The organism is Citrobacter sp. XY323, assembly GCF_025106035.1.
Lineage (GTDB): Bacteria > Pseudomonadota > Gammaproteobacteria > Enterobacterales > Enterobacteriaceae > Citrobacter > Citrobacter braakii.
In genome coordinates this window covers 14308-36640 of the sequence record NZ_JANYUK010000016.1, presented here as the reverse complement: position 1 = coordinate 36640, position 22333 = coordinate 14308, and the positions used below count along the sequence as shown (strand labels likewise).

Here is a 22333-nt window from a genome sequence, read left to right as displayed (position 1 = left end):
TTATCTTCCTCTCAGTACAACGGCGATGCAGGTAGAAAAAGCTCGGTAAGCATCAGCGGCTTACCGCTCAGCCGCAGGCGGGAACGGCGCCCCCACAGCGCTGCATCGCGGCCAATCTCAATAAAATCTCGGGTCAATGTCGATGATGTAAACAGGTAACGTCCGAGCGGGGTTTTCCCCAGATTTTGTAAGGCCAGCTCAGGGCCGCACAAGGTTGATTCAGGCACCACGGTCCGCCCGGCAAGCCAGGGTTCACCATCCGCGCATAACAGGATTTCACGTAACCAATAACGGGACTCTTTAGGCAGCAGCGGCAGCTCTTCAGGCACCTCATTTTGCCCAACGAATGCTTCGCGAATCAACGTTACGGTGACCTGTTTTCCCTGCTGCTCAAAACGTTTAGTCATGGAATCTTCCAGTAACAACCAGTCGAGCAGTTGGGCGTCCAGCGCCGGGATCGCATCAAAATAACGCAGCGCACGCAGTTGCGTTAACGCAGGGTGTGGCATGCCTTACTCTCCGATTTATAACTTGAAGGCATTGTATCGCAGAAAATGCATTACGGGGTGAGCAAACACAATTAAGTGATCGCCAGAGCAACATAAGTGTAACAATTAGCACCGAAGGATAAAAAAAGGTGCGCCAGGAGACGCACCAGTTGTTGCAAAATCAACAATGCGGGGCGATGTTTACCCCTTGCCTTTTACACTGCTGATAAAGGTGGATCGGGCAGATTTGGATCCCAGACGCTCAGCTTCATCAAGCAGCTTCAGCGCTTTATCGACATCGCCTTTCGCAACGGCATCCTTAATGCCCTGGTTAAAATAACTTTCCGTGTCGTTCAGCATCGGCTCACTTTTCTTCACCGGTTGTGGCGCTGGAGACGCAACGGCTGCTGCCGGAGCCGCATAGGTCACCGCAGGCGCGGCGGTATTGCCCACCGTGACAGGACCAGGGCCGGATGAGCCAAACAGCGGCCCGACCAGAACACTGGAGGAGGAGCTGGTTTTGACTTTCAGTTTCAGTAAACCGTCGGTGGTATGACGGGCGATCGGGTCTGGAATATCCGGAATAGCGTTACCTACGCCCTTGGCATAGGCTTTTGCCGGGTCAAGCAGGGTTGTGGTCTGCTGGAGATCTTTATCAGTGGTAAAGACCAAAACATAGAGTTTTTGCTGACCCAGCGCTGGCGTCAGACGCATTACTCCTTCCAGACGATCGGCACTCATCACGCCGGGCTCCTGGTAGGTAAAATAGCTGCTGGGGAAGAACGCAGATGGCGTCATGTTTTGGTCAAGAATTAATACGTTTGGCGCAAATACGCTGGTTTGTTTATTCACTTCACTGGACAGCGTCAGGGTGAGTTCGCCAATATTCGCCGGGACGCTATACGCAGCGACCGGGCCAGTAATACCGGCGACATCCAGACGCTGACCCGCTGTCGCAAGCGGCGAAGACTGGGTTTTGGATTGATCAACAGGCGTCCAGGTTAACTGCTGCAGCGCCGCAGTGGGAATAGATGGGGCCGCGGTGGTGTTCTGCGGAACAATATTCACATCGGCCAGGCTGATGCCAGGTGCGCTGGCAAATAACCCTGCAGATAAACAAAGGGCAACGAGACTTTTCTTCATTTTCATTGTTATCACCTCAGATAGCATGGGTTCAGCGGTGGCCAGGCAATAGCGCGCTAAACCGTAATCAAGAGGGGCTTGCGCCCCTCTTTCGGTCTTTACGTCAGGTTAGTGCTGAATTACCACCAGATTTCCATCTGGGCACCGAAGGACCACTCATCGTTGTCGCCACGGCTGGTTGTGCTGAGGCCAGAGTTCGTTGCCGCTGCGAATTTGGTTACGTCGTTACCATTTTTGATGTAACCCCACTCTTCATCCCATTTTGCATAGGTTGCGAAGACGCGGATTGCCGGACGAGACCAGATGCTGTCACCCGCCTGCCATTGTTGGGCCAGGGTGATTTTGTACTGGCTGTTGCGATCGCTGGTCTGCTGAGATTTGACGTTGTCGTAACCGACTTCCAGCAGGGTGCTCATGATTGGCGTCCATTTATACATCGGGCGAATACCGACGGTGTACCATTCGGTCCCCAGGTCGTTATCCATGTCGAGGTTCTGGTACATACCGACGTACATCAGGTCCCACTTGTCGCCCAGGGAGATTGCACCGTGGTCCAGCACGCGGAACAGGCTACCGTTGTTATTCACAACGTTGTTGGCATAGTTGGTTTTAACGCCAGTAACGGGATCTTCAATGGTCGTAGTGGAAGAACCATAAGAACCCTGGTTCAGGCCTTTGCCCTGGGTGGTCATGGAATCTGTGGCGTACTGAACGACAAACTTGTTGTAGCCCTTCAGCATGCTCTGGGTATGTTCAGCGGTGAACATCCAACCATCTTTAGATGCGCCGTCCGCCAGCCTGTAATCATCGGTGGTATTCGCGCGACCATAGTCAACGCCCAGTTCCAACATCCCATCCGGGTTAGTTGCCAACTGCGCTAAACGAACGTCAAAGACATCGTTCGCGGTGTCTTTGGTACGATCATAGATATTCTGGCTGCTGAAAGCGTATGAACCACCCGCTTCCTGTGAACGGCTCGCTGCCAAAGACAGTTTACCGAAGCCCAGATCGATGTTTTCAATACCGGCGCCAGGACCTGAAATATCCCAGTAGTAGAAGTCGATCATGTGTACGTCATGACGCTGGTAGAAGCGCTTACCGGCCCAGATAGTGGAGCCTGGCAGCCATTCGATCAGGTTTTTACCCTGCACGTTTGCTTCACGGAATGCCGGGTCTGTGCCTTCCCAGTCATTCTGCTGTGCGACGGAGTAAGCAACGTTGGTGTCGAAGTAGAAGCTCTTATCGCCTTCTTTCCACACTTCCTGACCTAATTTGATTTCCGCATAGGTTTCACATTCGTTACCGAGACGGTATTTACTTTGTGCACCGGTTGCCTGGAAACACTGTTGTTCACCGCCACTCCCTGTCCAGCCAATACCGGAACGAGCGTAACCGTGGAAATCTACAGCCATTGCCTGAACAGACATAATGCCTGCTGCTACAGCAACCGCCAGAGGGAGTTTGCGCAGAGTAATCATCGTTCTATCTCCTGAGATCATTGCTTTTCTTTAAACGCGTCCCCCTTCGGGCTGCCTCTTTGTTGGCTGCGTTCTTTCACCCCAGTCGCGTACTCTTTGTACACTCCCGGGGATTCATTTACTTGCCGCCTCGATGTAGCTTCGAATGGCTTTGCGTTTCGTTTTTTATGGGGACCTTAAACGCCCGGCTCTTGATGCAACCGACGACATGCAGTGCCATCCTCACGGAACAGATGGCAACGCTCTGGCGGCAGGCCGATGGCGAATGTGGCACCCTCTTCTACCAACACCACGTCGTTCTGGCGGTAAACCAGGTTTTGACGGATGGCGGGGATCTGGATATGAATTTGAGTTTCGTGACCAAGCTGCTCGACCACCTGCACTTCACCTTCGAGGGTGACATCGGCGATATCGCTGGGCAGCAGATGTTCCGGGCGGATACCTAAAGACATGTTGGCACCAACCTGTACCGCATGGCTGTCCACTGGTAGCCATATTTGCTGGCGGTTAGGCAGTTCAACCTGCACCTGATCGATGGCCGTCCCGGTGACTTTCACCGGCAGGAAGTTCATCTTCGGCGAACCAATAAAGCCCGCCACAAAGCGGTCAGCCGGATAGTGGTATAGCTCCAGCGGTTTGCCGACCTGCGCCACGCGACCAGCATCCAGCACCACAATTTTGTCGGCCAGCGTCATCGCTTCGACCTGATCGTGGGTGACGTAAATCATCGTGCGGCCCAGACGTTTATGCAGGCGGGAGATTTCAATACGCATTTGCACACGCAGAGCGGCGTCGAGGTTCGACAGCGGTTCATCCAGCAGGAATACGCGCGGCTCGGCAACCAGCGTTCGGCCAATCGCCACACGCTGACGTTGTCCGCCGGAAAGCGCTTTCGGTTTACGCTCCAGCAGGTGCGCCAGTTGCAGAACTTCCGCGACCTGATTCACGCGCTGATTCATCACCTCTTTTTTTGCGCCAGCCAGTTTGAGGCCAAACGACATGTTTTCTGCGACGGATAAATGGGGATACAACGCGTAGGACTGAAAGACCATGCCCACGCCGCGTTCGGCGGGGGGAATGTCGTTCATCCGGGTCTCCCCGATAAACAGGTCGCCACTGGTGATGGTTTCAAGTCCGGCGATCATACGCAGCAAGGTCGACTTACCGCAGCCAGACGGTCCGACAAACACCACGAATTCCCCTTCGTGAATGTCGAGATTGATATCTTTCGATACCACCACGTCACCCCAGGCTTTCGTTACATTTCGCAGCTGTACGCTCGCCATGCCCTTCTCCCTTCGTTACAACCTGTCATCGACAGCAACATTCATGATGGGCTGACTATGCGTGATCCCTTGACTGCGTGAATCCTCCACCCCCGGCTTTTTTATGGGGGAGGAGGCGGGAGGATGAGAGAACAGCGTCTGAGACCCGGGCCGTACGCCGCGGAGGAATTTCGTGATGCAGCCTGCAAAAATCAGTGGGTTTTTATGTGCGCCAGTACGCAATACTCACATTTATGTAACACAGATCACATAAAGAGCGGGTGGGGCGTAGGGGTAAGGAGGATGGAAAGAGGTTGTCGTATAAAGAAACTAGTAACCGTTAAGCCACCTCTGCAAAATCACCAAACAGGATGGGAACTATGAAAATCAAAACTGGCGCACGCATCCTCGCATTGTCTGCATTAACGACGATGATGTTTTCCGCCTCGGCTCTCGCCAAGATTGAAGAAGGTAAGCTGGTTATCTGGATTAACGGCGACAAAGGCTATAACGGCCTCGCTGAAGTGGGCAAAAAATTCGAGAAAGACACCGGTATCAAAGTCACCATTGAGCACCCGGACAAACTGGAAGAGAAGTTCCCACAGGTTGCCGCGACTGGCGACGGCCCGGACATCATCTTCTGGGCACATGACCGTTTTGGCGGCTACGCTCAGTCTGGCCTGCTGGCTGAAATCACCCCAGATAAAGCGTTCCAGGACAAACTCTATCCGTTCACCTGGGATGCCGTACGCTATAACGGCAAACTGATTGCCTACCCAATTGCGGTTGAAGCGCTGTCGCTGATTTACAACAAAGACCTCGTTCCGAACCCGCCAAAAACCTGGGAAGAAATTCCTGCGCTGGATAAAGAACTGAAGGCGAAAGGGAAATCCGCGCTGATGTTCAACCTGCAAGAACCGTACTTCACCTGGCCGCTGATTGCCGCCGACGGCGGTTACGCGTTCAAGTTTGAAAACGGCAAGTACGACGTGAAAGACGTGGGCGTGGACAACGCGGGCGCAAAAGCGGGTCTGACCTTCCTGGTTGATCTGATCAAGAACAAACACATGAACGCGGATACCGATTACTCCATCGCCGAAGCGGCCTTTAACAAAGGTGACACCGCGATGACCATCAACGGTCCGTGGGCGTGGTCCAACATCGATAAGAGCAAGGTGAATTACGGCGTTGCCCTGCTGCCAACCTTCAAGGGTAAACCGTCCAAACCGTTCGTGGGCGTTCTGAGCGCAGGTATCAACGCTGCCAGCCCGAACAAAGAACTGGCAAAAGAGTTCCTCGAAAACTACCTGCTGACCGATCAGGGTCTGGATGAAGTGAATAAGGACAAACCGCTGGGCGCGGTTGCGCTGAAATCCTTCCAGGATCAGTTAGCAAAAGACCCGCGTATCGCGGCTACCATGGATAACGCCCAGAAAGGCGAGATCATGCCGAACATCCCGCAGATGTCCGCATTCTGGTATGCCGTTCGTACCGCAGTGATCAACGCTGCCAGCGGCCGTCAGACCGTCGATGCCGCGCTGAAAGATGCACAAGGTCGTATCACCAAGTAATACGGTTTCCCTTATTTCTTAGGGAATCAGGTTTATTGAATACGTTGTTACGCGAAATCATTCGCGCTACATCGAGGCGGCAAGGAGGCAAATCCCCAGGAGCTTACATAAGTAAGTGACTGGGGTGAGCTTCCGCAGCCAACAAAGAGGTAGTGCGAAGGATAAAGCGTAAAGAGGATTGATCCCCATGGATGTCATTAAAAAGAAACACTGGTGGCAAAGCGACCGGCTGAAATGGTCAGTGATGGGTCTGCTTGGGCTGCTGGTCGGTTACCTTGTTGTTTTGATGTATGCTCAGGGGGAGTACCTGTTTGCCATCATGACGCTGATTTTAAGCTCTGCTGGCCTGTATATTTTTGCTAACCGTAAAGCCTACGCCTGGCGCTATGTTTACCCAGGCGTTGCAGGGATGGGGCTGTTTGTCCTGTTTCCGCTAATTTGTACTATCGCAATTGCCTTTACCAACTACAGCAGCACCAACCAACTGACCTTTGAACGTGCTCAGGAAGTCCTGATGGACCGTTCTTATCAGGCGGGGAAAACCTACAACTTCGGCCTGTATCCGGCGGGTACGGAGTGGCAACTGGCCCTCACCGACGGTGAAACTGGCAAGAATTATCTCTCCGACGCCTTTAAATTTGGCGGCGAACAGAAACTGCAGTTGAAAGAAGCCGAAGCGCTGCCAGCGGGCGAACGTGCGACGCTGCGTGTCATCACGCAAAATCGCCAGGCGTTAACCCAACTCACCGCCATCCTGCCAGATGAAAGCAAAGTGATTATGAGTTCACTGCGCCAGTTTTCCGGCACGCAGCCACTCTATACGCTCGCTGATGACGGCACGCTTACCAACAGCCAAAGCGGCGTAAAATACCGCGCCAACAACGATATTGGTTATTATCAGGCAATTAACGCTGACGGTAGCTGGGGTAACGAAAAACTCAGCCCAGGCTATACCGTTGCCATCGGTTGGGACAACTTCGCCCGCGTATTTACCGACGAAGGCATTCAGAAACCGTTCTTCGCCATCTTTGTCTGGACGGTGGTCTTCTCCGTTCTGACCGTGATCCTCACCGTGGCCGTGGGGATGGTACTGGCCTGTCTCGTACAGTGGGAGTCTCTCAAAGGCAAAGCGATTTACCGTGTCCTGCTGATTCTGCCGTATGCCGTACCGTCGTTTATTTCGATTCTGATTTTCAAAGGACTGTTCAACCAGAGCTTCGGTGAAATCAACATGATGCTGAGCGCGCTGTTTGGCATCAAACCGGCCTGGTTCAGCGACCCAACCACCGCGCGTTCGATGATTATTATCGTCAACACCTGGCTTGGTTATCCGTACATGATGATCCTGTGCATGGGTCTGCTTAAAGCGATCCCTGACGACCTGTATGAAGCGTCGGCGATGGATGGTGCAGGTCCGTTCCAGAACTTCTTTAAGATTACGTTGCCGCTGCTGATTAAGCCGCTGACGCCGCTGATGATCGCCAGCTTCGCCTTTAACTTTAACAACTTCGTGCTGATTCAACTGTTGACCAACGGTGGTCCAGACCGTCTTGGTACCACCACGCCAGCAGGCTATACCGACCTGCTCGTGAGCTACACCTACCGTATCGCCTTCGAAGGCGGCGGTGGTCAGGACTTCGGTCTGGCGGCGGCGATTGCCACGCTGATCTTCCTGCTGGTCGGTGCGCTGGCCATCGTGAACCTGAAAGCCACGCGTATGAAGTTTGATTAAGGGAGACAACGAACATGGCTATGGTACAACCCAAATCTCAGAAACTGCGTCTCTTAACAACGCACTTGCTGCTGCTGATTTTCATTGCAGCGATCATGTTCCCGCTGCTGATGGTTATCGCTATCTCGCTGCGTGAAGGTAACTTTGCCACCGGCAGCCTGATCCCGGAAAACATCTCCTGGGAACACTGGAAACTGGCGCTGGGCTTTAGCGTTGAACACGCGGATGGCCGCGTGACGCCGCCGCCGTTCCCGGTGCTGTTATGGCTGTGGAACTCGGTGAAAGTAGCCACCATTACCGCGATCGGTATCGTGACGCTTTCCACCACCTGCGCTTACGCCTTTGCCCGTATGCGCTTCCCGGGCAAAGCAACCCTGCTGAAAGGGATGCTGATATTCCAGATGTTCCCGGCGGTGCTGTCTCTGGTCGCGTTGTATGCTTTGTTTGACCGCCTGGGCCAGTACATTCCGTTTATTGGTCTGAACACTCACGGTGGCGTGATCTTCGCCTATCTCGGCGGTATTGCGCTGCATGTGTGGACGATTAAGGGCTATTTCGAAACCATCGACGGTTCGCTGGAAGAAGCGGCCGCGCTGGATGGCGCAACGCCATGGCAGGCATTCCGCCTGGTGTTGCTACCGCTTTCCGTTCCGATTCTGGCGGTCGTGTTTATTCTGTCTTTCATTGCCGCGATTACCGAAGTACCGGTCGCATCACTGCTGCTGCGTGATGTGAACAGCTATACCCTTGCGGTAGGTATGCAGCAGTACCTCAATCCACAGAACTATTTGTGGGGCGACTTTGCCGCCGCAGCTGTACTTTCAGCCATTCCGATCACTCTGGTGTTCCTGCTGGCACAGCGCTGGCTGGTCAACGGACTGACGGCGGGTGGTGTGAAAGGTTAAGTTTTACCGAAGTAACTGCCCGGCAACGGGCAATGCCACTGCAACCCTCAACTTATGTTATCCCAACCTGTGACTGTTATTCGGCGCTCTCCGGAGCGCCCTTTTTTTATGTTATTTTGCATTACGCTTACGATTATTTCCTTTCGTGCCCCCCATCACTGCAAATCAATTTTTCGCCTGAAACTCGACAAATTAAACAGAATTAAGATCACAGAAAAGACAAAACATAATTGCAATGTAAAAAATGATAATTGTCTTCCCTGCCTGTTAAATTCACCATCACCGCACTGATCAAAAGAGCTGTACCCTTTAAGGCAGGTCTGAATGAACACTCAATATAATTCCAGTTATATTTTTTCGATTACATTAGTCGCAACATTAGGAGGGTTATTATTCGGCTATGACACGGCTGTCATTTCCGGAACGGTAGAATCCTTAAATACCGTATTTGTCGCCCCACAACACTTAAGTGAGTCCGCTGCCAACTCGCTGTTAGGTTTTTGCGTCGCCAGTGCGTTGATTGGTTGCATCATCGGCGGCGCGCTGGGCGGCTATTGCAGTAACCGGTTTGGTCGTCGGGACTCGCTGAAAATCGCCGCCCTGCTGTTCTTTATTTCCGGCATTGGATCCGCCTGGCCAGAATTAGGCTTTACGACGATTAATCCAGATAACGCGGTACCTGTTTATTTAGCCGGATACGTTCCCGAATTTGTTATTTATCGCATCATTGGTGGTATTGGGGTAGGTTTAGCCTCAATGCTCTCACCAATGTATATTGCTGAACTGGCACCCGCACATATTCGTGGGAAACTGGTGTCATTTAACCAGTTCGCCATTATTTTTGGTCAACTATTGGTGTATTGCGTTAACTATTTTATCGCTCGTTCAGGTGACGCTAACTGGCTGAATACTGATGGCTGGCGATATATGTTTGCGTCCGAAAGTATTCCCGCTCTGCTATTTTTACTGCTGCTGTATACCGTACCAGAAAGCCCACGCTGGCTGATGGCGCGTGGTAGACATGAACAAGCGGAAGGTATTCTGCGCAAAATTATGGGCAGCACCCTCGCCGCCCAGGCCATACACGAGATCAATCAGTCTCTGGAACATGGTCGTAAAACCGGCGGTCGACTGCTGATGTTTGGCGCAGGCGTTATCGTCATCGGCGTGATGCTGTCTATCTTCCAGCAATTCGTCGGTATTAACGTCGTGCTCTACTATGCCCCGGAAGTGTTTAAAACGCTGGGAGCCAGCACTGACGTGGCGCTGTTGCAGACCATTATTGTTGGCGTGATCAACCTAAGCTTTACCGTATTGGCGATCATGACGGTGGATAAATTTGGTCGCAAGCCGCTGCAGATTATTGGCGCCTTAGGCATGGCCATCGGTATGTTCAGCCTCGGAACCGCCTTTTATACCCAGGCTTCCGGGCTGGTTGCGTTACTGTCGATGCTGTTTTATGTCGCCGCATTCGCCATGTCCTGGGGACCGGTTTGTTGGGTGCTGCTGGCCGAAATCTTCCCCAATGCAATTCGTGGCAAAGCGCTCGCCATTGCGGTTGCCGCGCAATGGCTGGCGAACTACTTCGTTTCCTGGACTTTCCCGATGATGGACAAAAATTCGTGGCTGATTTCCCATTTCCACAACGGTTTCTCCTACTGGATTTACGGTTGTATGGGCATTCTGGCCGCGCTGTTTATGTGGAAGTTTGTGCCGGAAACCAAAGGCAAAACGCTGGAAGAACTTGAAGAGCTGTGGGAGCCCGCAGCGGAGAAAACCCAGCCGGCCTCTGCGCAGTAATTCTTACCCAAAACACGCCGCAGCCCAATTGCGGCGTGTTGTCTTTTACTCTCGCTTCAGCCGTTTGGAATTACACAGCCACAGGGTGATCACCAGCAGCAGGATCGCCGCAGAATAGATCAGCACATCCATCGGCGCTTTATGATCGACAATGATCAACCGCACAATCGCAGTGATCCCGATATAGACAAAGTAGCGCAGCGGAAAGTGAAAACCTGACTGAAAGTACTTCACAATCAGCGCGATAAATTCAAAGTAGAGAAAGTAAACCACCAGCCCTTCCACCAGTTCATATTTGCTGGTTTGTTCCGGCGCGAACAGCACATCCGCCAGATGCAGCGTTTCTTTCCCGAGGAATACGACCAGGATCAGGCCCAGACTCAGCAACCCCAGATTCAACACGGTCTGTAAAATAGTGGAGATAAACTCCACGCGCGGACGAGATAGCGACGTCATAACAGCACCTCTTACTCAGTGGCAAGGTTCCTGTATAACGCAAAAATGTGACAGAGATCTACATTTTTTGTTTATATTTTGTGCAAGAAAGGTCAGCAGGGAATGATGAGTGTCACGACACATTTCACAGGATGAATTATGCAGCTCAGACAATCCGCTGTTCGCAACGTTACCTGCGGTGAGAACGTGGTGATCTATGAACCCGCAAATCTCTACGACTGCACATTGGGTGACAACGTTTTTGTCGGACCATTTGTTGAAATCCAGGGTAATACGCAGATTGGCGCAGACAGCAAAATTCAGTCGCACACCTTCATCTGCGAATATGTCACCCTCGGCGCCCGCTGTTTTATCGGTCACGGCGTGATGTTCGCCAACGATATGTTTCGCGAAGGAAAACCCAATGCCGACCGCAACAGTTGGGGACGTATTACGATTGGCGACGATGTCTCGATCGGTAGCGGAGCGACCATTCTGGCGGTCACTATCTGTGATGGCGTGGTCGTCGGCGCGGGAAGCGTGGTGACCAAATCGATCACCGAGAAAGGCGTGTATGCGGGAAATCCGGCAAAATTATTACGTCGTTTATAGAGCCGGATAAGCGCAGGTCCCATCCGGCCATCTATCAGCGGAAGTTTTCACTCCTGTCGCTGGTCATGTCGTACAGACCAAACTTACGTCCAAGCTGCTGGCCGCCATCGCGTGTTAACGGCGTCCAGCCAATCGCCGCACGACTGCGGGTTGGGCCTGACGAGAACAGATCCAGCGGCACAGAAACGTACACCCCTTTGGTAAAATCACCCTCTCCGTACTCATCCGGCGAGGCGTCGGTGATGGTCGCATAGCCCCCCACCACTACGCCGCTGTCAAAGCGTTTCGCCACTTCCAGCGTTCCGCCCTTATCCCCCGCCAGATACTGCCCCACGCTGGCTTTCACCAGTACATCCTGGGCGAACGAAGGATTCCAGTAAGCCGTCAAATGCCCGGTCTTCACGCTGTAGTCGGTGAACTTCATCATGTCCTGCGCGCTGCGCCAGTCACGCTGTTTCACGTAGTTGGCGTCAACACCAAACGCCCAGTTGCTGTCCAGCGGGCGATAAAGCACTTCTGCCCCCGCTCCGCCGTACATAGTTTCCAGGTAGCCACCGTAAACCTGTCCGTAGAACCCGTTTCCGAGTGACTGGAAGTAGTTGGCCTGCAGGTTATTCACGTAGACATCGTTTTGCACATACTCACGCACATGGGTACGCACGCGTGGTAAATGCGAATCCTGCGGCGGGTTGGTGTAGTTAAACTTGTCATAGTTATTGGCGAGGTTGGCGAACAAACTCCCGGTGGTCAGCAGATGATCGGTAACCCACAAATCCGCCGTTCCCATCACGCCCAACTGATACATATAGAAGTTTTCCGGACCGCCCACCGACTGATTTAGCACCGGATCGATGTGGAAATTGAAGCGCGACTTATCAATATACCAGCCCTGCTCGGTCGTTTTCGGTACCACGGGCTCGACGCGTTTTTGTGCCAGTTGAGTTTCATGGCCCAACGGCTCGCTTTCCAGATGGCGCTTGAGGCTGGAAACCTCCGTTTCGGTCGTCACCTGCGGCAAGTTGAGGCGGTTTTCCGTAATGCGGATCGTGCGGATCCCATCGGGAAGATCGTTCATCACGATCCGGTTAGCACGCTCGATCCCTTCGCGCGAATCACGGTATTTCACTTGTTCACCCGTCACATACAGCGTATCGCCCTGCACCTGAATTTTAGGATCCGCCAGCCCGGCATTATATTTCAGCAGCGTTAACTGATTCGCCACCACCGAATGTTGCAGAATGGCATCCTGCGGCTGTGGTTGATATTTCGGGCGGGTATTGTCGTTATAGTTTGGTCGCAGATCGTTAAAGTTAGTCCGCAGCGTGACCCCAAACATCAAGGTATTCCCGCGCTCATAGCTGAGGTTAACGTCGGCCCAATCGGTGACGCGATAAATAGCGCCGACGTTAAACTTGCTCTTCTGATCCAACTTGCCGGCAAAATCCTGCTGGTAATTATTACCTTCATACTCCAGTTTCAGGCGCAGCGGCTGCCAGGGAGTCTGATACTCTACGCCGCCAAACAGCGACGCCGGGCCGTGGAACATCTGGCTACCGTCAATAGAACCGGCCTGCTTGTAGCTGTTATCGCGATGGCAGAATTTATCACTGTATGAGCAAAACGGATTGCTAACGTTGCCGCTGGTCCCGAGATATCCCCAGCCAAGGCCGAGAGAGAAATCAAATGGGCCCCAGGCTTTGTTCGCCACCACATACTCCGCATCGAACAGGCCGGTACCACCGATATCCCGCGCGCCAACCGCCACCTGCGGCATCCAGTAGCTCTCTTCCCACAGGCGAAGTTTGAGATCAAAAGCCTTATCTTTATAAGTCTGATCGCCAGAAAACGACTCCACGCCGCTGTATTTTTTGGTACGCACATCGGTATAGCGCAGGGTGGTTTCCAGCCAGGGGAAGAGTTGTACCGACGCAGAGTAGTAACGGTATTGATCGTTATCGCGGTAGTTAAGGCTCATTTCGCCTTCACGCGCCATGCGTGCGGTTGGGGTTTGCAGCAGTCCCACGCCGCCAAAGTCGGACTGGGAAGGTCCAATGGGCGCGGGCCAGGTTTCACCGTGGCAGGCAACGCTTACGCCCAGCGCCAGTAAGCTGAGCAGATAAGTTTTTCTCATTATTCGGGTATCCGCTGGGTCAGGGTGCGAAGAATGTCGGCATTGATTTCATCCGGGGTGCTGCGCCAGACGGCATCAGAGAGTCCGACAAAAATGATGCTGCCGGGCATCGGCTCAACGTGACGTTTGTTCCAGTAGGCGACCGGGACTTTTTGCGTGCGTCCGTCGGGATAGATGACCCAGGCGTAGCTACGATCTGCGCCGCTGAGCCGACGTTGCCCATCGAGATAGCTGGCGATATCGCGCCCGGGCATAAACGGTTGTTTACCCGGATGACTTAGCAGGCCAAACAGCGTTATATCCGTTGGCTGCGGCCCGACCCACAACGTGTAATTGCCCTGCAACGGCGGGTTGCCTCGCTCACTGACGCGCACAACATCCGGGTCGAGATTAATCTTCTGTCTGCCGGTCACCTTCAGCGCCTGAATTTGCTGGCGCAATGCGTTGATAGCCGCGGCATCGTCACCACTTGCTTCAGCGCTGAGCATCGCCAGACGAGCCAGTAATGCCTGCTGCTGACGCTCTGCTTCCGTCGTTGCCCGCTCTTCGCTGATAACCGCTCCTGGCCACCAGCTATTACTCAACCGCGGCTGCCCAACCAGGTCGAGCAGATGTTCGGCCCCGGTCAACGTTTTTGGCTCTTCGCTGGCGGAGGTAAAGACCTTAACGCTACCCGCAGCAAAAACTGACGCTGCGCTCAGGCTCAATAGCAGCGCCACAACGGCTCGTTTCATCATGATTTTGCCGCCTTAATCAGCGTGGTTTTCACCGGGAAGTAACGTGCGCCAAGATACTGTTCCGATTGGCGAATCTGCCCTTCGCTGTCGATCCAGTAGCGGTTATGCCAGCGCGTTTGATCGGTGGTGACTTCTTCGTCAAGGATTCGTACTGGCGTATCTTCGCTACCCACCTTAATGGTGTCAGTGCCATCCCATTCGAAAACCGAGCGGGCAGTGGCATAGCGCACCTGCTGATGTTCGGTCCAGCCCATCGTGCGGGTCCACGTTGCCCCATCAACTATCTGGTTTGGTTTGATGAGCGGATCTGCCGCGAGATTATTCACCTCGATCAGGTTATCCCCGCCGAGATGCGTTTTCACCATGCGCCCAGACTGCGTGACGAGAATGGCCCGATCCTGAGTCACCCATTTCTGCTGTCCGTTTTCCGCGAACGCGAGTACCACAAACAGCTGAGGGCCGCCGTTGAGCTGTATGTACTGGCTGGCGTAGGGCATGTTTTTGATTTCATCGTCCGTCATCTGTACGCCGGGAGTACCAAACACGCTATCCCATAGCGAATGACCCAGCCCTTCGGTGGTGGCTGAGCACGCCTGTAATAACAGGCAAACCATTATCAGCGCTGGTCGCTTCACGACATTTCTCCGCAGCGGCAAAATAACCACACCGAAGTGTGGTTAGAATTAAACGTACCGGTATTACTGGGTACTGGTGGTTGTGGTGGTTGTGGTTCCGGTGTTAGAACCATCGCCGCCACCGGTTGCCGCAAGGGCAACCCCCACCGCAGAACTTACGGTGCTCGCGCTGGTTGCGGAGGAACTTCCTGCCGAAACCGACGCGGCAGCCGACCCTGCAGCCTCACCCACCTGAACGGGGGCAGCATAGACAGAAGTCGCCGCAAGCGCAGATATAGCCCAAAGGCCATACAGAACTTTTTTCATCACAAATTCCCTTCATTGTATGAATGGAGATTTACCCAAAAGAATTTCGGGCGAGATCGAGTATACACAAGCCAAAGTGTGCAAATTACGCCAGGCGGGAATTTAGGATAATTAGATAGCAAGAAATAAAATGATTAACGATAGATAATTAAATCAATACAATCAAAAAGTTAAAATATAAAAACAAAAACACAACATCCGGTAATTCTGAAAAAACCAGAAACACGATAACGTTGAATGAATTATTTTAGGATTAAGCTCAATAAAGGTGTAAAGCAAAAACGTAGATATTCGGGCGCCAGATTATAAAAAAAGCCGATATTAATATCGGCTTTTTTTATAAGTAATCTGCAAATTCATTCGAATTGCAGCAAGGCGGCAAGATCGTTAATCCCCGGGAGCATAGATAGCTATGTTACCGGGGTTAACGAACGCAGCCAACACCGCTGCGGCTCGAAGGAAGAAGCAGATTAACGCCAGGACTTATAACGGTTAATCAAACCGTTAGTTGAGCAATCATGGCTGGTGATTTCTTTATCATCATTCAGCTCTGGCAGAATGCGATTCGCCAGCTGTTTGCCCAGCTCAACGCCCCACTGGTCAAAGGTGAAGATATTCAGAATCGCGCCCTGAGTGAAGATTTTGTGCTCGTACAGCGCAATCAGCGCACCCAGGCTGAACGGTGTGATTTCGCGCAGCAGGATGGAGTTAGTTGGACGGTTACCTTCGAACACTTTGAACGGAACAACGTGGTCAAGCGTTGCCGGATCTTTACCCTGGTCGCGGTATTCCTGCTCAACCACTTCACGAGATTTACCAAAAGCCAGCGCTTCGGTCTGGGCGAAGAAGTTAGACAGCAGTTTCGGATGGTGATCCGACAGCGGGTTGTGGGTGATTGCCGGAGCGATGAAATCGCACGGAACCATTTTGGTACCCTGGTGAATCAGCTGGTAGAACGCATGCTGACCGTTAGTACCCGGCTCACCCCAGATGATTGGGCCTGTCTGGTAATCCACCGCATTGCCGTTACGGTCAACGTATTTACCGTTGGATTCCATATTGCCCTGCTGGAAGTAGGCCGCGAAACGGTGCATATACTGGTCGTACGGCAGAATCGCTTCGGTTTCAGCACCGAAGAAATTGTTGTACCAGATACCGATCAGCGCCAGCAGCACCGGCAGGTTTTTCTCCGCCGGAGTGGTGGCGAAGTGTTTGTCCATGGCGTGCGCGCCAGAAAGCAGCTCAACAAAGTTGTCGAAGCCCACAGAAAGGATGATGGACAGACCGATTGCAGACCACAGGGAGTAACGACCGCCAACCCAGTCCCAGAACTCGAACATATTGGCGGTATCAATACCGAACTCGCCAACCGCTTTACCGTTAGTGGAGAGCGCTGCGAAGTGTTTGGCAACGTGCTTGTTGTCGCCAGCGGTCGCCAGGAACCAGTCGCGCGCGCTGTGGGCGTTAGTCATGGTTTCCTGAGTGGTGAAGGTTTTGGAAGCGACCAGGAACAGCGTAGTCTCCGGATTCACTTTCTTCAGCACTTCGGCAATGTGCGTACCATCGACGTTAGACACAAAGTGCATGTTCAGGTGATTTTTGTACGGGCGCAGCGCTTCGGTCACCATGAACGGGCCGAGGTCTGAACCGCCGATACCGATGTTCACGACATCAGTAATGGCTTTACCGGTATAGCCTTTCCAGCTTCCGGAGATAATCGCTTCAGAGAAGGATTTCATCTTCTCAAGCACCGCGTTCACTTCCGGCATCACATCTTTGCCGTCAACGATGATTGGAGTGTTGCTACGGTTGCGCAGCGCCACGTGCAGCACGGCACGATCTTCAGTGCGGTTAATTTTCTCACCGGAGAACATGGACTTGATGGCACCTGCCAAATCGGTCTCTTTCGCCAGATCCTGCAGTTTAGCCAGCGTCTCTTCAGTGATGCGGTTTTTGGAGAAATCCACCAGCATCAGATCGTCAAACGTCGCGGAAAATTTAGCGAAACGATCGCTATCTTTCGCGAACAGATCCGCGATAGTAACGTCTTTCATCTCTTCAAAGTGTTTTTGTAGTGCCTGCCAGGCTGAGGTCTGCGTTGGATTGATGTTTTTCATTAGCAATACTCTTCTGATTTTGAGAATTGTGACTGAGATCGATTGTAACGCCAGTCACAGAAAAGTGTGATTGTTTTAATGCCATCGCCCTTGTATCCATCGAACCAGGGTAAAAAGTATAGATGTTATAAGCGCTGTTACTGAACGGAAACGCAGCATGAAAAATCCGCATAATCCCAGCGTTGACAGTGCAAGCTACACATTTTATTTATAAATACGGTATTTGCATTTGCGCCTGCACCGGTTTTCGTTCTGCCTTATGTGCCATGGTCGCTCTATTCATTCCCTGACACGAGGTAGTTATGACTGATGTAGTTGTCTCCAAGTTTGGCGGTACCAGCGTGGCGGATTTTGATGCCATGAATCGCAGCGCTGATGTGGTGCTTTCTGATGCTAACGTCCGTGTAGTGGTACTTTCCGCTTCCGCTGGAATTACCAACCTGCTGGTCGCACTGGCTGAAGGGCTGGAGCCAACCGAGCGCTTCGAAAAACTCGACGCCATTCGTCAAATTCAGTTCAATATTCTGGAACGCCTGCGTTATCCAAACGTAATTCGTGAAGAGATTGAACGTCTGCTGGAAAACATCACCACGCTGGCAGAAGCGGCGTCACTGGCGACCTCTACCGCCCTGACCGACGAACTGGTCAGCCACGGTGAACTGATGTCTACCCTGTTGTTCGTCGAGATCCTGCGTGAACGCAACGTGCAAGCACAGTGGTTTGACGTGCGTAAAGTGATGCGCACCAACGATCGTTTTGGTCGCGCAGAACCCGACGTCGCGGCGCTGGCTGAACTGGCAACGCTTCAGTTGGCCCCGCGTCTGAGCGAAGGTCTGGTAATCACTCAGGGTTTTATCGGCAGCGAAGGCAAAGGCCGCACCACCACGTTGGGGCGCGGCGGTAGCGATTATACAGCCGCCCTGCTGGCCGAAGCGCTGCACGCAACGCGCGTCGATATCTGGACCGATGTTCCAGGCATTTACACTACCGATCCGCGCGTTGTTCCTGCAGCGCAGCGTATTGATGAAATCGCCTTTGAAGAGGCCGCGGAAATGGCGACCTTTGGCGCGAAAGTGCTGCACCCGGCAACCCTGTTGCCGGCCGTACGTAGCGATATCCCGGTATTTGTTGGCTCCAGCAAAGATCCAAAAGCAGGTGGTACGCTGGTCTGCAATAAAACCGCGAATCCACCGCTGTTCCGTGCGCTGGCGCTACGCCGTAAGCAGACGCTGCTGACGCTGCATAGCCTGAATATGCTGCACTCCCGCGGCTTTTTAGCAGAAGTGTTCGGCATCCTTGCACGCCACAATATATCGGTAGATTTAATTACCACATCAGAAGTCAGCGTAGCGCTGACGCTGGATACCACCGGTTCAACCTCCACCGGCGATACGCTGTTAACGCAGTCTCTGCTGATGGAACTGTCTGCCCTGTGCCGGGTTGAAGTCGAAGAAGGCCTGGCGCTGGTGGCGTTGATTGGCAACGACCTGTCCAAAGCCTGCGGCGTGGGTAAAGAGGTATTTGGTGTACTGGAGCCGTTCAACATCCGCATGATTTGCTACGGCGCGTCCAGCCATAACCTGTGCTTCCTGGTGCCCGGTAGCGAAGCCGAACAGGTGGTACAGAAGCTACATCATAATTTGTTTGAATAATATTTCATCACGCGATAAACAATAACTATAGCCGGGCTCGAACCCGGCTTTTTTATAACAACACAACACATTTCAATCGCAAGGAAGATAACATGCTCGCTACTCTCACGCGGCTGTTCCCGTTATGGGCGCTGCTGCTCTCTGTTATTGCGTATTACACGCCCTCCACCTTTACGCCTGTCGGGCCATTCGTACCGTCGTTGCTGATGCTGATCATGTTCGGCATGGGCGTTCACCTGAAGGTGGACGACTTTAAACGCGTACTCTCACGCCCCGCACCTGTCGCGGCGGGTATTTTCCTGCACTATCTGGTGATGCCGCTCGCCGCATGGATTTTGGCGCTGGCATTTAATATGCCTCCGGAACTGTCGGCAGGGATGGTGCTGGTCGGTAGCGTCGCCAGCGGAACCGCATCGAACGTCATGATCTATCTGGCAAAAGGTGATGTGGCGCTCTCCGTGACTATTTCATCGGTTTCAACGCTGGTCGGCGTTGTCGCCACGCCGCTGCTGACACGGCTGTATGTCGACGCGCATATCCAGGTGGATGTGATGGGTATGCTGCTGAGTATTCTGCAGATCGTGGTCATTCCGATTGCTTTGGGGCTGGTCATTCACCATCTGTTCCCACGCGTCGTAAAAGCCGTGGAACCGTATCTGCCGGCGTTTTCTATGGTGTGCATCCTGGCGATCATCAGCGCCGTCGTGGCGGGTTCTGCCTCGCACATTGCGTCCGTCGGCTTTGTGGTGATTATCGCCGTGATCCTGCATAACACCATTGGCTTGCTCGGCGGCTACTGGGGCGGAAAACTGTTTGGTTTCGACGAGTCAACCTGTCGTACGTTGGCTATTGAAGTGGGCATGCAGAATTCAGGGCTTGCCGCTGCGCTGGGCAAAATCTACTTTGGCCCGCTTGCGGCGCTGCCCGGCGCGTTGTTCTCGGTCTGGCATAACCTTTCCGGTTCGCTGCTGGCAGGTTACTGGTCCGGTAAACCGATTGAAGAAAAAGAACGCCGCTAATTGGCGGCGGTAGGCCGGATAGCGGCTAACACCTTATCCGGCCTACCCAGCCTCTGCACTTTGCCGTACACTGCGAATATCGGCTAACAGAGGGCACCCTTATGGCACTCCCCCGCATTACCCAAAAAGAGATGACCGAGCGCGAACAGCGTGAACTGAAAACGCTGCTCGACCGCGCGCGCATTGCGCATGGTCGGCTGCTGACCAACGCTGAGACCAACAGCATCAAGAAAGAGTACATCGATAAACTGATGGCCTTGCGCGAAGCAGAAGCTAAAAAAGCCCGCCAGTTGAAGAAAAAGCAGGCTTATAAACCGGATGCGGAAGCATCATTTTCCTGGTCAGCGAATACGCCAACACGCGGCAGACGTTAACGCCCTTTCTTCTTACGCCCCGGCGAGGTAAAACGCTTCCCGTTTGCCGCCGGGCGCGATTTCTCTTTCTCAGCCGATTTTTCGATTTTCACCACCGGGCGCTTAATGCCTGCGGTTTTGGGCTTCGCTTTCGCCTTCGGTTTGGCTTCTGAGGACGAGTTCTCAATCAGCTTGAACAGGTCGATCAGTTCGTCATCCGTCAGGTCGCGCCATTCACCCAGCGGCAGGCCGGACAGACCAACGTTCATGATACGTGTACGCTCAAGCTTAGTAACTTCATAGCCAAAGTGCTCGCACATACGACGGATCTGGCGGTTCAGCCCCTGAATCAGCGTGATGCGAAACACAAACGGCGCTTCTTTCTTGACCTTACATTTCTTGGTGACGGTGCCAAGGATTGGCACACCGGCGCTCATCCCACGGATAAAGTCATCAGTGACCGGCTTATCTACCGTCACCAGATACTCTTTTTCATGATCGTTACCGGCACGCAGGATTTTATTCACCAGATCGCCGTGGTTGGTCAGAAAGATAAGTCCCTGGGAATCTTTGTCCAGACGACCGATTGGGAACACGCGCTTGCTGTGGTTAACGAAATCAACAATGTTGTCGCGTTCGCTGTCTTCAGTGGTGCTGACAATCCCTACCGGCTTGTTCAGCGCGATAAAAACCAGATCTTCCGCTTCACGCGGCTCAATCAACCGACCATTCACTTTTACGACGTCGCCAGGCATCACCTGATCGCCAATGGTGGCGCGTTTACCATTCAGGAAGACATTCCCTTGTTCGATAAAGCGATCCGCCTCGCGGCGCGAGCAGATTCCGCTTTCACTGATGTATTTATTTAATCGGATGGATGAGTCGGGCAGCATAATTTCTCCTTTGACAGCGAAATATACCCTACCTTGCGGGGGATAAAAAAGCAGAGCGTGAAAATGTGCTATCGCATCTGATTACGTAATGCCTGCGGGCTGATACCAAATCGTTTTTGAAAGTGGTAACGCAAAGAGTTTGCGCTGCCGAACCCGGTTTGCTGCGCGATCTGCTCAATACTGATATGGGATGTATTGAGCGCCTGCTGCGCACGGTTTAGCCGTTCATTCATCAGCCAACGTGCGGGAGTAAGCCCCGTTGACTCCTGAAATCGCCGCATCAACGTTCGGGGACTCATACCGACCTGGCTGGCCAGAGCGTCAAGAGTATGCTTCTGCGCGATATTGTTATGTAACCAGTCAAGCAAAAGACCAAAACGCTGGCTTTCCCGACTGCGGGCAACAGGACGCAGTTGCTGCTGAGTCTGGCTGCCATCCCTGTGGGGCTGCAGCACCAGGCGACGGGCCACGTTATTGGCAACCTCAAGTCCAAAATCAGTGCGCACCACATGCAAACATAAATCAATCCCTGCCGCACTACCTGCCGAAGTGAGCACGTCGTGGTCACCGACATACAGGACATCTTCCACGACGTTGATGGCGGGAAAGCGTCGCTGGAGTTCACTGACGTAACGCCAGTGCGTCGTCGCCTTACGGTCATCCAGCAAACCTGCCGCAGCCAGAACAAATACACCAGAACAGATAGAGATGACTCGACAACCGCGTTGATGTGCTTCACGAAGCGCATCGCATAATGCTTCCGGGACCGGTGAGCTCACGTCACGCCAGCCAGGAATGACAATAGTGTCTGCTTCCTGCAGCAATTCATATCCACCGTCCACCACGATACGAACCCCGCCAGTTGCCCTTAATTCACCTTGATCAACCGAAGCCACGGCAAAACGATACCAGCCCTCTCCCAGTTCAGGTCGCGGAAGCCCAAAAACTTCCACTGCGACACCAAACTCGAAAGTACATAGCCCGTCATAAGCGAGTGCAACGACCAACGGGCGAGAAGATGTTGTCATGATCCTGGCGGAATCTGTCATGGTCAGAGGGTG

The 22333-nt window shown here is 53.0% G+C and carries 20 protein-coding genes; 8 read left to right on the top strand and 12 right to left on the bottom strand.

All coding sequences use genetic code 11. The features are described from left to right. Nucleotides 1-11 precede the first annotated feature (11 nt). The 4 genes from ubiC to malK all read right to left on the bottom strand — a co-directional run bounded on the left by ubiC (nucleotide 12) and on the right by malK (nucleotide 4395). A complete protein-coding gene (gene ubiC, locus N0B36_RS20560; RefSeq protein WP_016155346.1) occupies nucleotides 12-509 on the bottom strand; it encodes a chorismate lyase in 498 nt (165 codons plus the stop codon). Between the two features lie 180 nt (nucleotides 510-689). Continuing rightward, entirely contained in the window at nucleotides 690-1637 is a 948-nt protein-coding gene (malM, locus tag N0B36_RS20555) for a maltose operon protein MalM (RefSeq protein ID WP_103767232.1), read from the bottom strand. Between the two features lie 113 nt (nucleotides 1638-1750). After that, nucleotides 1751-3109, bottom strand: coding sequence for a maltoporin (locus N0B36_RS20550; RefSeq protein ID WP_016155344.1), 1359 nt, complete (start codon nucleotides 3107-3109; stop codon nucleotides 1751-1753). Nucleotides 3110-3285: 176 nt separating this feature from the next. Further along, nucleotides 3286-4395, bottom strand: coding sequence for a maltose/maltodextrin ABC transporter ATP-binding protein MalK (gene malK, locus N0B36_RS20545; RefSeq protein ID WP_016155343.1), 1110 nt, complete (start codon nucleotides 4393-4395; stop codon nucleotides 3286-3288). Between the two features lie 359 nt (nucleotides 4396-4754). Between malK and malE the strand changes: the two genes are divergently transcribed. From malE to xylE, 4 genes are all read left to right on the top strand, one after another. After that, nucleotides 4755-5945, top strand: coding sequence for a maltose/maltodextrin ABC transporter substrate-binding protein MalE (gene malE / locus N0B36_RS20540; protein WP_016155342.1), 1191 nt, complete (start codon nucleotides 4755-4757; stop codon nucleotides 5943-5945). A gap of 187 nt (nucleotides 5946-6132) precedes the next feature. Further along, nucleotides 6133-7677 carry a maltose ABC transporter permease MalF gene (malF, locus tag N0B36_RS20535; RefSeq protein WP_019077872.1) on the top strand — a complete coding sequence of 515 codons (1545 nt, stop codon included), beginning with the start codon at nucleotides 6133-6135 and terminating at the stop codon, nucleotides 7675-7677. Nucleotides 7678-7691: 14 nt separating this feature from the next. Continuing rightward, entirely contained in the window at nucleotides 7692-8582 is an 891-nt protein-coding gene (gene malG / locus N0B36_RS20530; RefSeq protein ID WP_016155340.1) for a maltose ABC transporter permease MalG, read from the top strand. A gap of 324 nt (nucleotides 8583-8906) precedes the next feature. Beyond that, on the top strand, nucleotides 8907-10382 hold the full coding sequence (gene xylE / locus N0B36_RS20525) for a D-xylose transporter XylE (RefSeq protein ID WP_259688918.1): 1476 nt from the start codon (nucleotides 8907-8909) through the stop codon (nucleotides 10380-10382). Nucleotides 10383-10427: 45 nt separating this feature from the next. Here xylE and psiE read toward each other — a convergent pair whose 3' ends face one another. Further along, complete coding sequence (gene psiE, locus N0B36_RS20520) at nucleotides 10428-10838, bottom strand: phosphate-starvation-inducible protein PsiE (RefSeq protein ID WP_003031674.1); 411 nt, start codon at nucleotides 10836-10838, stop codon at nucleotides 10428-10430. A 138-nt stretch (nucleotides 10839-10976) separates the two neighbouring features. On the opposite strand from psiE, the gene N0B36_RS20515 reads away from it, so the two are divergent. Continuing rightward, the gene (locus tag N0B36_RS20515; protein WP_016155439.1) at nucleotides 10977-11429 is read left to right on the top strand and encodes an acyltransferase; all 453 of its coding nucleotides are present in this window, start codon (nucleotides 10977-10979) and stop codon (nucleotides 11427-11429) included. 34 nt (nucleotides 11430-11463) lie between these two features. Here the strand turns inward: N0B36_RS20515 and N0B36_RS20510 are convergent, their stop codons facing one another. The 5 genes from N0B36_RS20510 to pgi all read right to left on the bottom strand — a co-directional run bounded on the left by N0B36_RS20510 (nucleotide 11464) and on the right by pgi (nucleotide 17355). Continuing rightward, on the bottom strand, nucleotides 11464-13560 hold the full coding sequence (locus tag N0B36_RS20510; protein ID WP_259688917.1) for a YjbH domain-containing protein: 2097 nt from the start codon (nucleotides 13558-13560) through the stop codon (nucleotides 11464-11466). Continuing rightward, complete coding sequence (locus N0B36_RS20505; protein ID WP_181221082.1) at nucleotides 13560-14297, bottom strand: capsule biosynthesis GfcC family protein; 738 nt, start codon at nucleotides 14295-14297, stop codon at nucleotides 13560-13562. Before N0B36_RS20505 ends, N0B36_RS20510 begins: the two co-directional genes overlap by 1 nt. Further along, a complete protein-coding gene (locus N0B36_RS20500; RefSeq protein WP_259688916.1) occupies nucleotides 14294-14932 on the bottom strand; it encodes a YjbF family lipoprotein in 639 nt (212 codons plus the stop codon). The genes N0B36_RS20505 and N0B36_RS20500 overlap by 4 nt, the downstream gene beginning before the upstream one ends. Before the next feature lie 63 nt (nucleotides 14933-14995). Then, nucleotides 14996-15238, bottom strand: coding sequence for an exopolysaccharide production protein YjbE (gene yjbE / locus N0B36_RS20495; protein ID WP_016155435.1), 243 nt, complete (start codon nucleotides 15236-15238; stop codon nucleotides 14996-14998). Nucleotides 15239-15708: 470 nt separating this feature from the next. Continuing rightward, entirely contained in the window at nucleotides 15709-17355 is a 1647-nt protein-coding gene (gene pgi / locus N0B36_RS20490) for a glucose-6-phosphate isomerase (protein WP_103767236.1), read from the bottom strand. Between the two features lie 302 nt (nucleotides 17356-17657). Here pgi and lysC point away from each other — a divergent pair, with 302 nt between their 5' ends. The 3 genes from lysC to N0B36_RS20475 all read left to right on the top strand — a co-directional run bounded on the left by lysC (nucleotide 17658) and on the right by N0B36_RS20475 (nucleotide 20400). Then, the gene (gene lysC, locus N0B36_RS20485) at nucleotides 17658-19007 is read left to right on the top strand and encodes a lysine-sensitive aspartokinase 3 (protein ID WP_016155333.1); all 1350 of its coding nucleotides are present in this window, start codon (nucleotides 17658-17660) and stop codon (nucleotides 19005-19007) included. Between the two features lie 92 nt (nucleotides 19008-19099). Beyond that, the gene (panS, locus tag N0B36_RS20480) at nucleotides 19100-20026 is read left to right on the top strand and encodes a ketopantoate/pantoate/pantothenate transporter PanS (protein WP_019077880.1); all 927 of its coding nucleotides are present in this window, start codon (nucleotides 19100-19102) and stop codon (nucleotides 20024-20026) included. 101 nt (nucleotides 20027-20127) lie between these two features. Further along, nucleotides 20128-20400 (top strand): DUF3811 domain-containing protein, encoded by a 273-nt coding sequence (locus N0B36_RS20475; protein ID WP_003826541.1) that lies wholly within the window; start codon nucleotides 20128-20130, stop codon nucleotides 20398-20400. On the opposite strand, the gene rluF is transcribed toward N0B36_RS20475, so the two are convergent. Together rluF and ftrA are read right to left on the bottom strand one after the other, a co-directional pair. Beyond that, on the bottom strand, nucleotides 20397-21272 hold the full coding sequence (gene rluF / locus N0B36_RS20470) for a 23S rRNA pseudouridine(2604) synthase RluF (protein ID WP_016155331.1): 876 nt from the start codon (nucleotides 21270-21272) through the stop codon (nucleotides 20397-20399). The genes N0B36_RS20475 and rluF overlap by 4 nt on opposite strands. A gap of 68 nt (nucleotides 21273-21340) precedes the next feature. Then, nucleotides 21341-22321: a transcriptional regulator FtrA gene (ftrA, locus tag N0B36_RS20465; RefSeq protein WP_181626657.1), complete on the bottom strand. Its 981-nt coding sequence runs from the start codon at nucleotides 22319-22321 to the stop codon at nucleotides 21341-21343. Nucleotides 22322-22333: the final 12 nt, after the last annotated feature.

What these genes read in the sequence shown, in the direction of transcription:
- ubiC (WP_016155346.1), bottom strand. Translation starts at nt 509, where the DNA reads ATGCCACACCCTGCGTTAACGCAACTGCGTGCGCTGCGTTATTTTGAT.
- malM (WP_103767232.1), bottom strand. Translation starts at nt 1,637, where the DNA reads ATGAAAATGAAGAAAAGTCTCGTTGCCCTTTGTTTATCTGCAGGGTTA.
- N0B36_RS20550 (WP_016155344.1), bottom strand. Translation starts at nt 3,109, where the DNA reads ATGATTACTCTGCGCAAACTCCCTCTGGCGGTTGCTGTAGCAGCAGGC.
- malK (WP_016155343.1), bottom strand. Translation starts at nt 4,395, where the DNA reads ATGGCGAGCGTACAGCTGCGAAATGTAACGAAAGCCTGGGGTGACGTG.
- malE (WP_016155342.1), top strand. Translation starts at nt 4,755, where the DNA reads ATGAAAATCAAAACTGGCGCACGCATCCTCGCATTGTCTGCATTAACG.
- malF (WP_019077872.1), top strand. Translation starts at nt 6,133, where the DNA reads ATGGATGTCATTAAAAAGAAACACTGGTGGCAAAGCGACCGGCTGAAA.
- malG (WP_016155340.1), top strand. Translation starts at nt 7,692, where the DNA reads ATGGCTATGGTACAACCCAAATCTCAGAAACTGCGTCTCTTAACAACG.
- xylE (WP_259688918.1), top strand. Translation starts at nt 8,907, where the DNA reads ATGAACACTCAATATAATTCCAGTTATATTTTTTCGATTACATTAGTC.
- psiE (WP_003031674.1), bottom strand. Translation starts at nt 10,838, where the DNA reads ATGACGTCGCTATCTCGTCCGCGCGTGGAGTTTATCTCCACTATTTTA.
- N0B36_RS20515 (WP_016155439.1), top strand. Translation starts at nt 10,977, where the DNA reads ATGCAGCTCAGACAATCCGCTGTTCGCAACGTTACCTGCGGTGAGAAC.
- N0B36_RS20510 (WP_259688917.1), bottom strand. Translation starts at nt 13,560, where the DNA reads ATGAGAAAAACTTATCTGCTCAGCTTACTGGCGCTGGGCGTAAGCGTT.
- N0B36_RS20505 (WP_181221082.1), bottom strand. Translation starts at nt 14,297, where the DNA reads ATGATGAAACGAGCCGTTGTGGCGCTGCTATTGAGCCTGAGCGCAGCG.
- yjbE (WP_016155435.1), bottom strand. Translation starts at nt 15,238, where the DNA reads ATGAAAAAAGTTCTGTATGGCCTTTGGGCTATATCTGCGCTTGCGGCG.
- pgi (WP_103767236.1), bottom strand. Translation starts at nt 17,355, where the DNA reads ATGAAAAACATCAATCCAACGCAGACCTCAGCCTGGCAGGCACTACAA.
- lysC (WP_016155333.1), top strand. Translation starts at nt 17,658, where the DNA reads ATGACTGATGTAGTTGTCTCCAAGTTTGGCGGTACCAGCGTGGCGGAT.
- panS (WP_019077880.1), top strand. Translation starts at nt 19,100, where the DNA reads ATGCTCGCTACTCTCACGCGGCTGTTCCCGTTATGGGCGCTGCTGCTC.
- N0B36_RS20475 (WP_003826541.1), top strand. Translation starts at nt 20,128, where the DNA reads ATGGCACTCCCCCGCATTACCCAAAAAGAGATGACCGAGCGCGAACAG.
- rluF (WP_016155331.1), bottom strand. Translation starts at nt 21,272, where the DNA reads ATGCTGCCCGACTCATCCATCCGATTAAATAAATACATCAGTGAAAGC.
- ftrA (WP_181626657.1), bottom strand. Translation starts at nt 22,321, where the DNA reads ATGACAGATTCCGCCAGGATCATGACAACATCTTCTCGCCCGTTGGTC.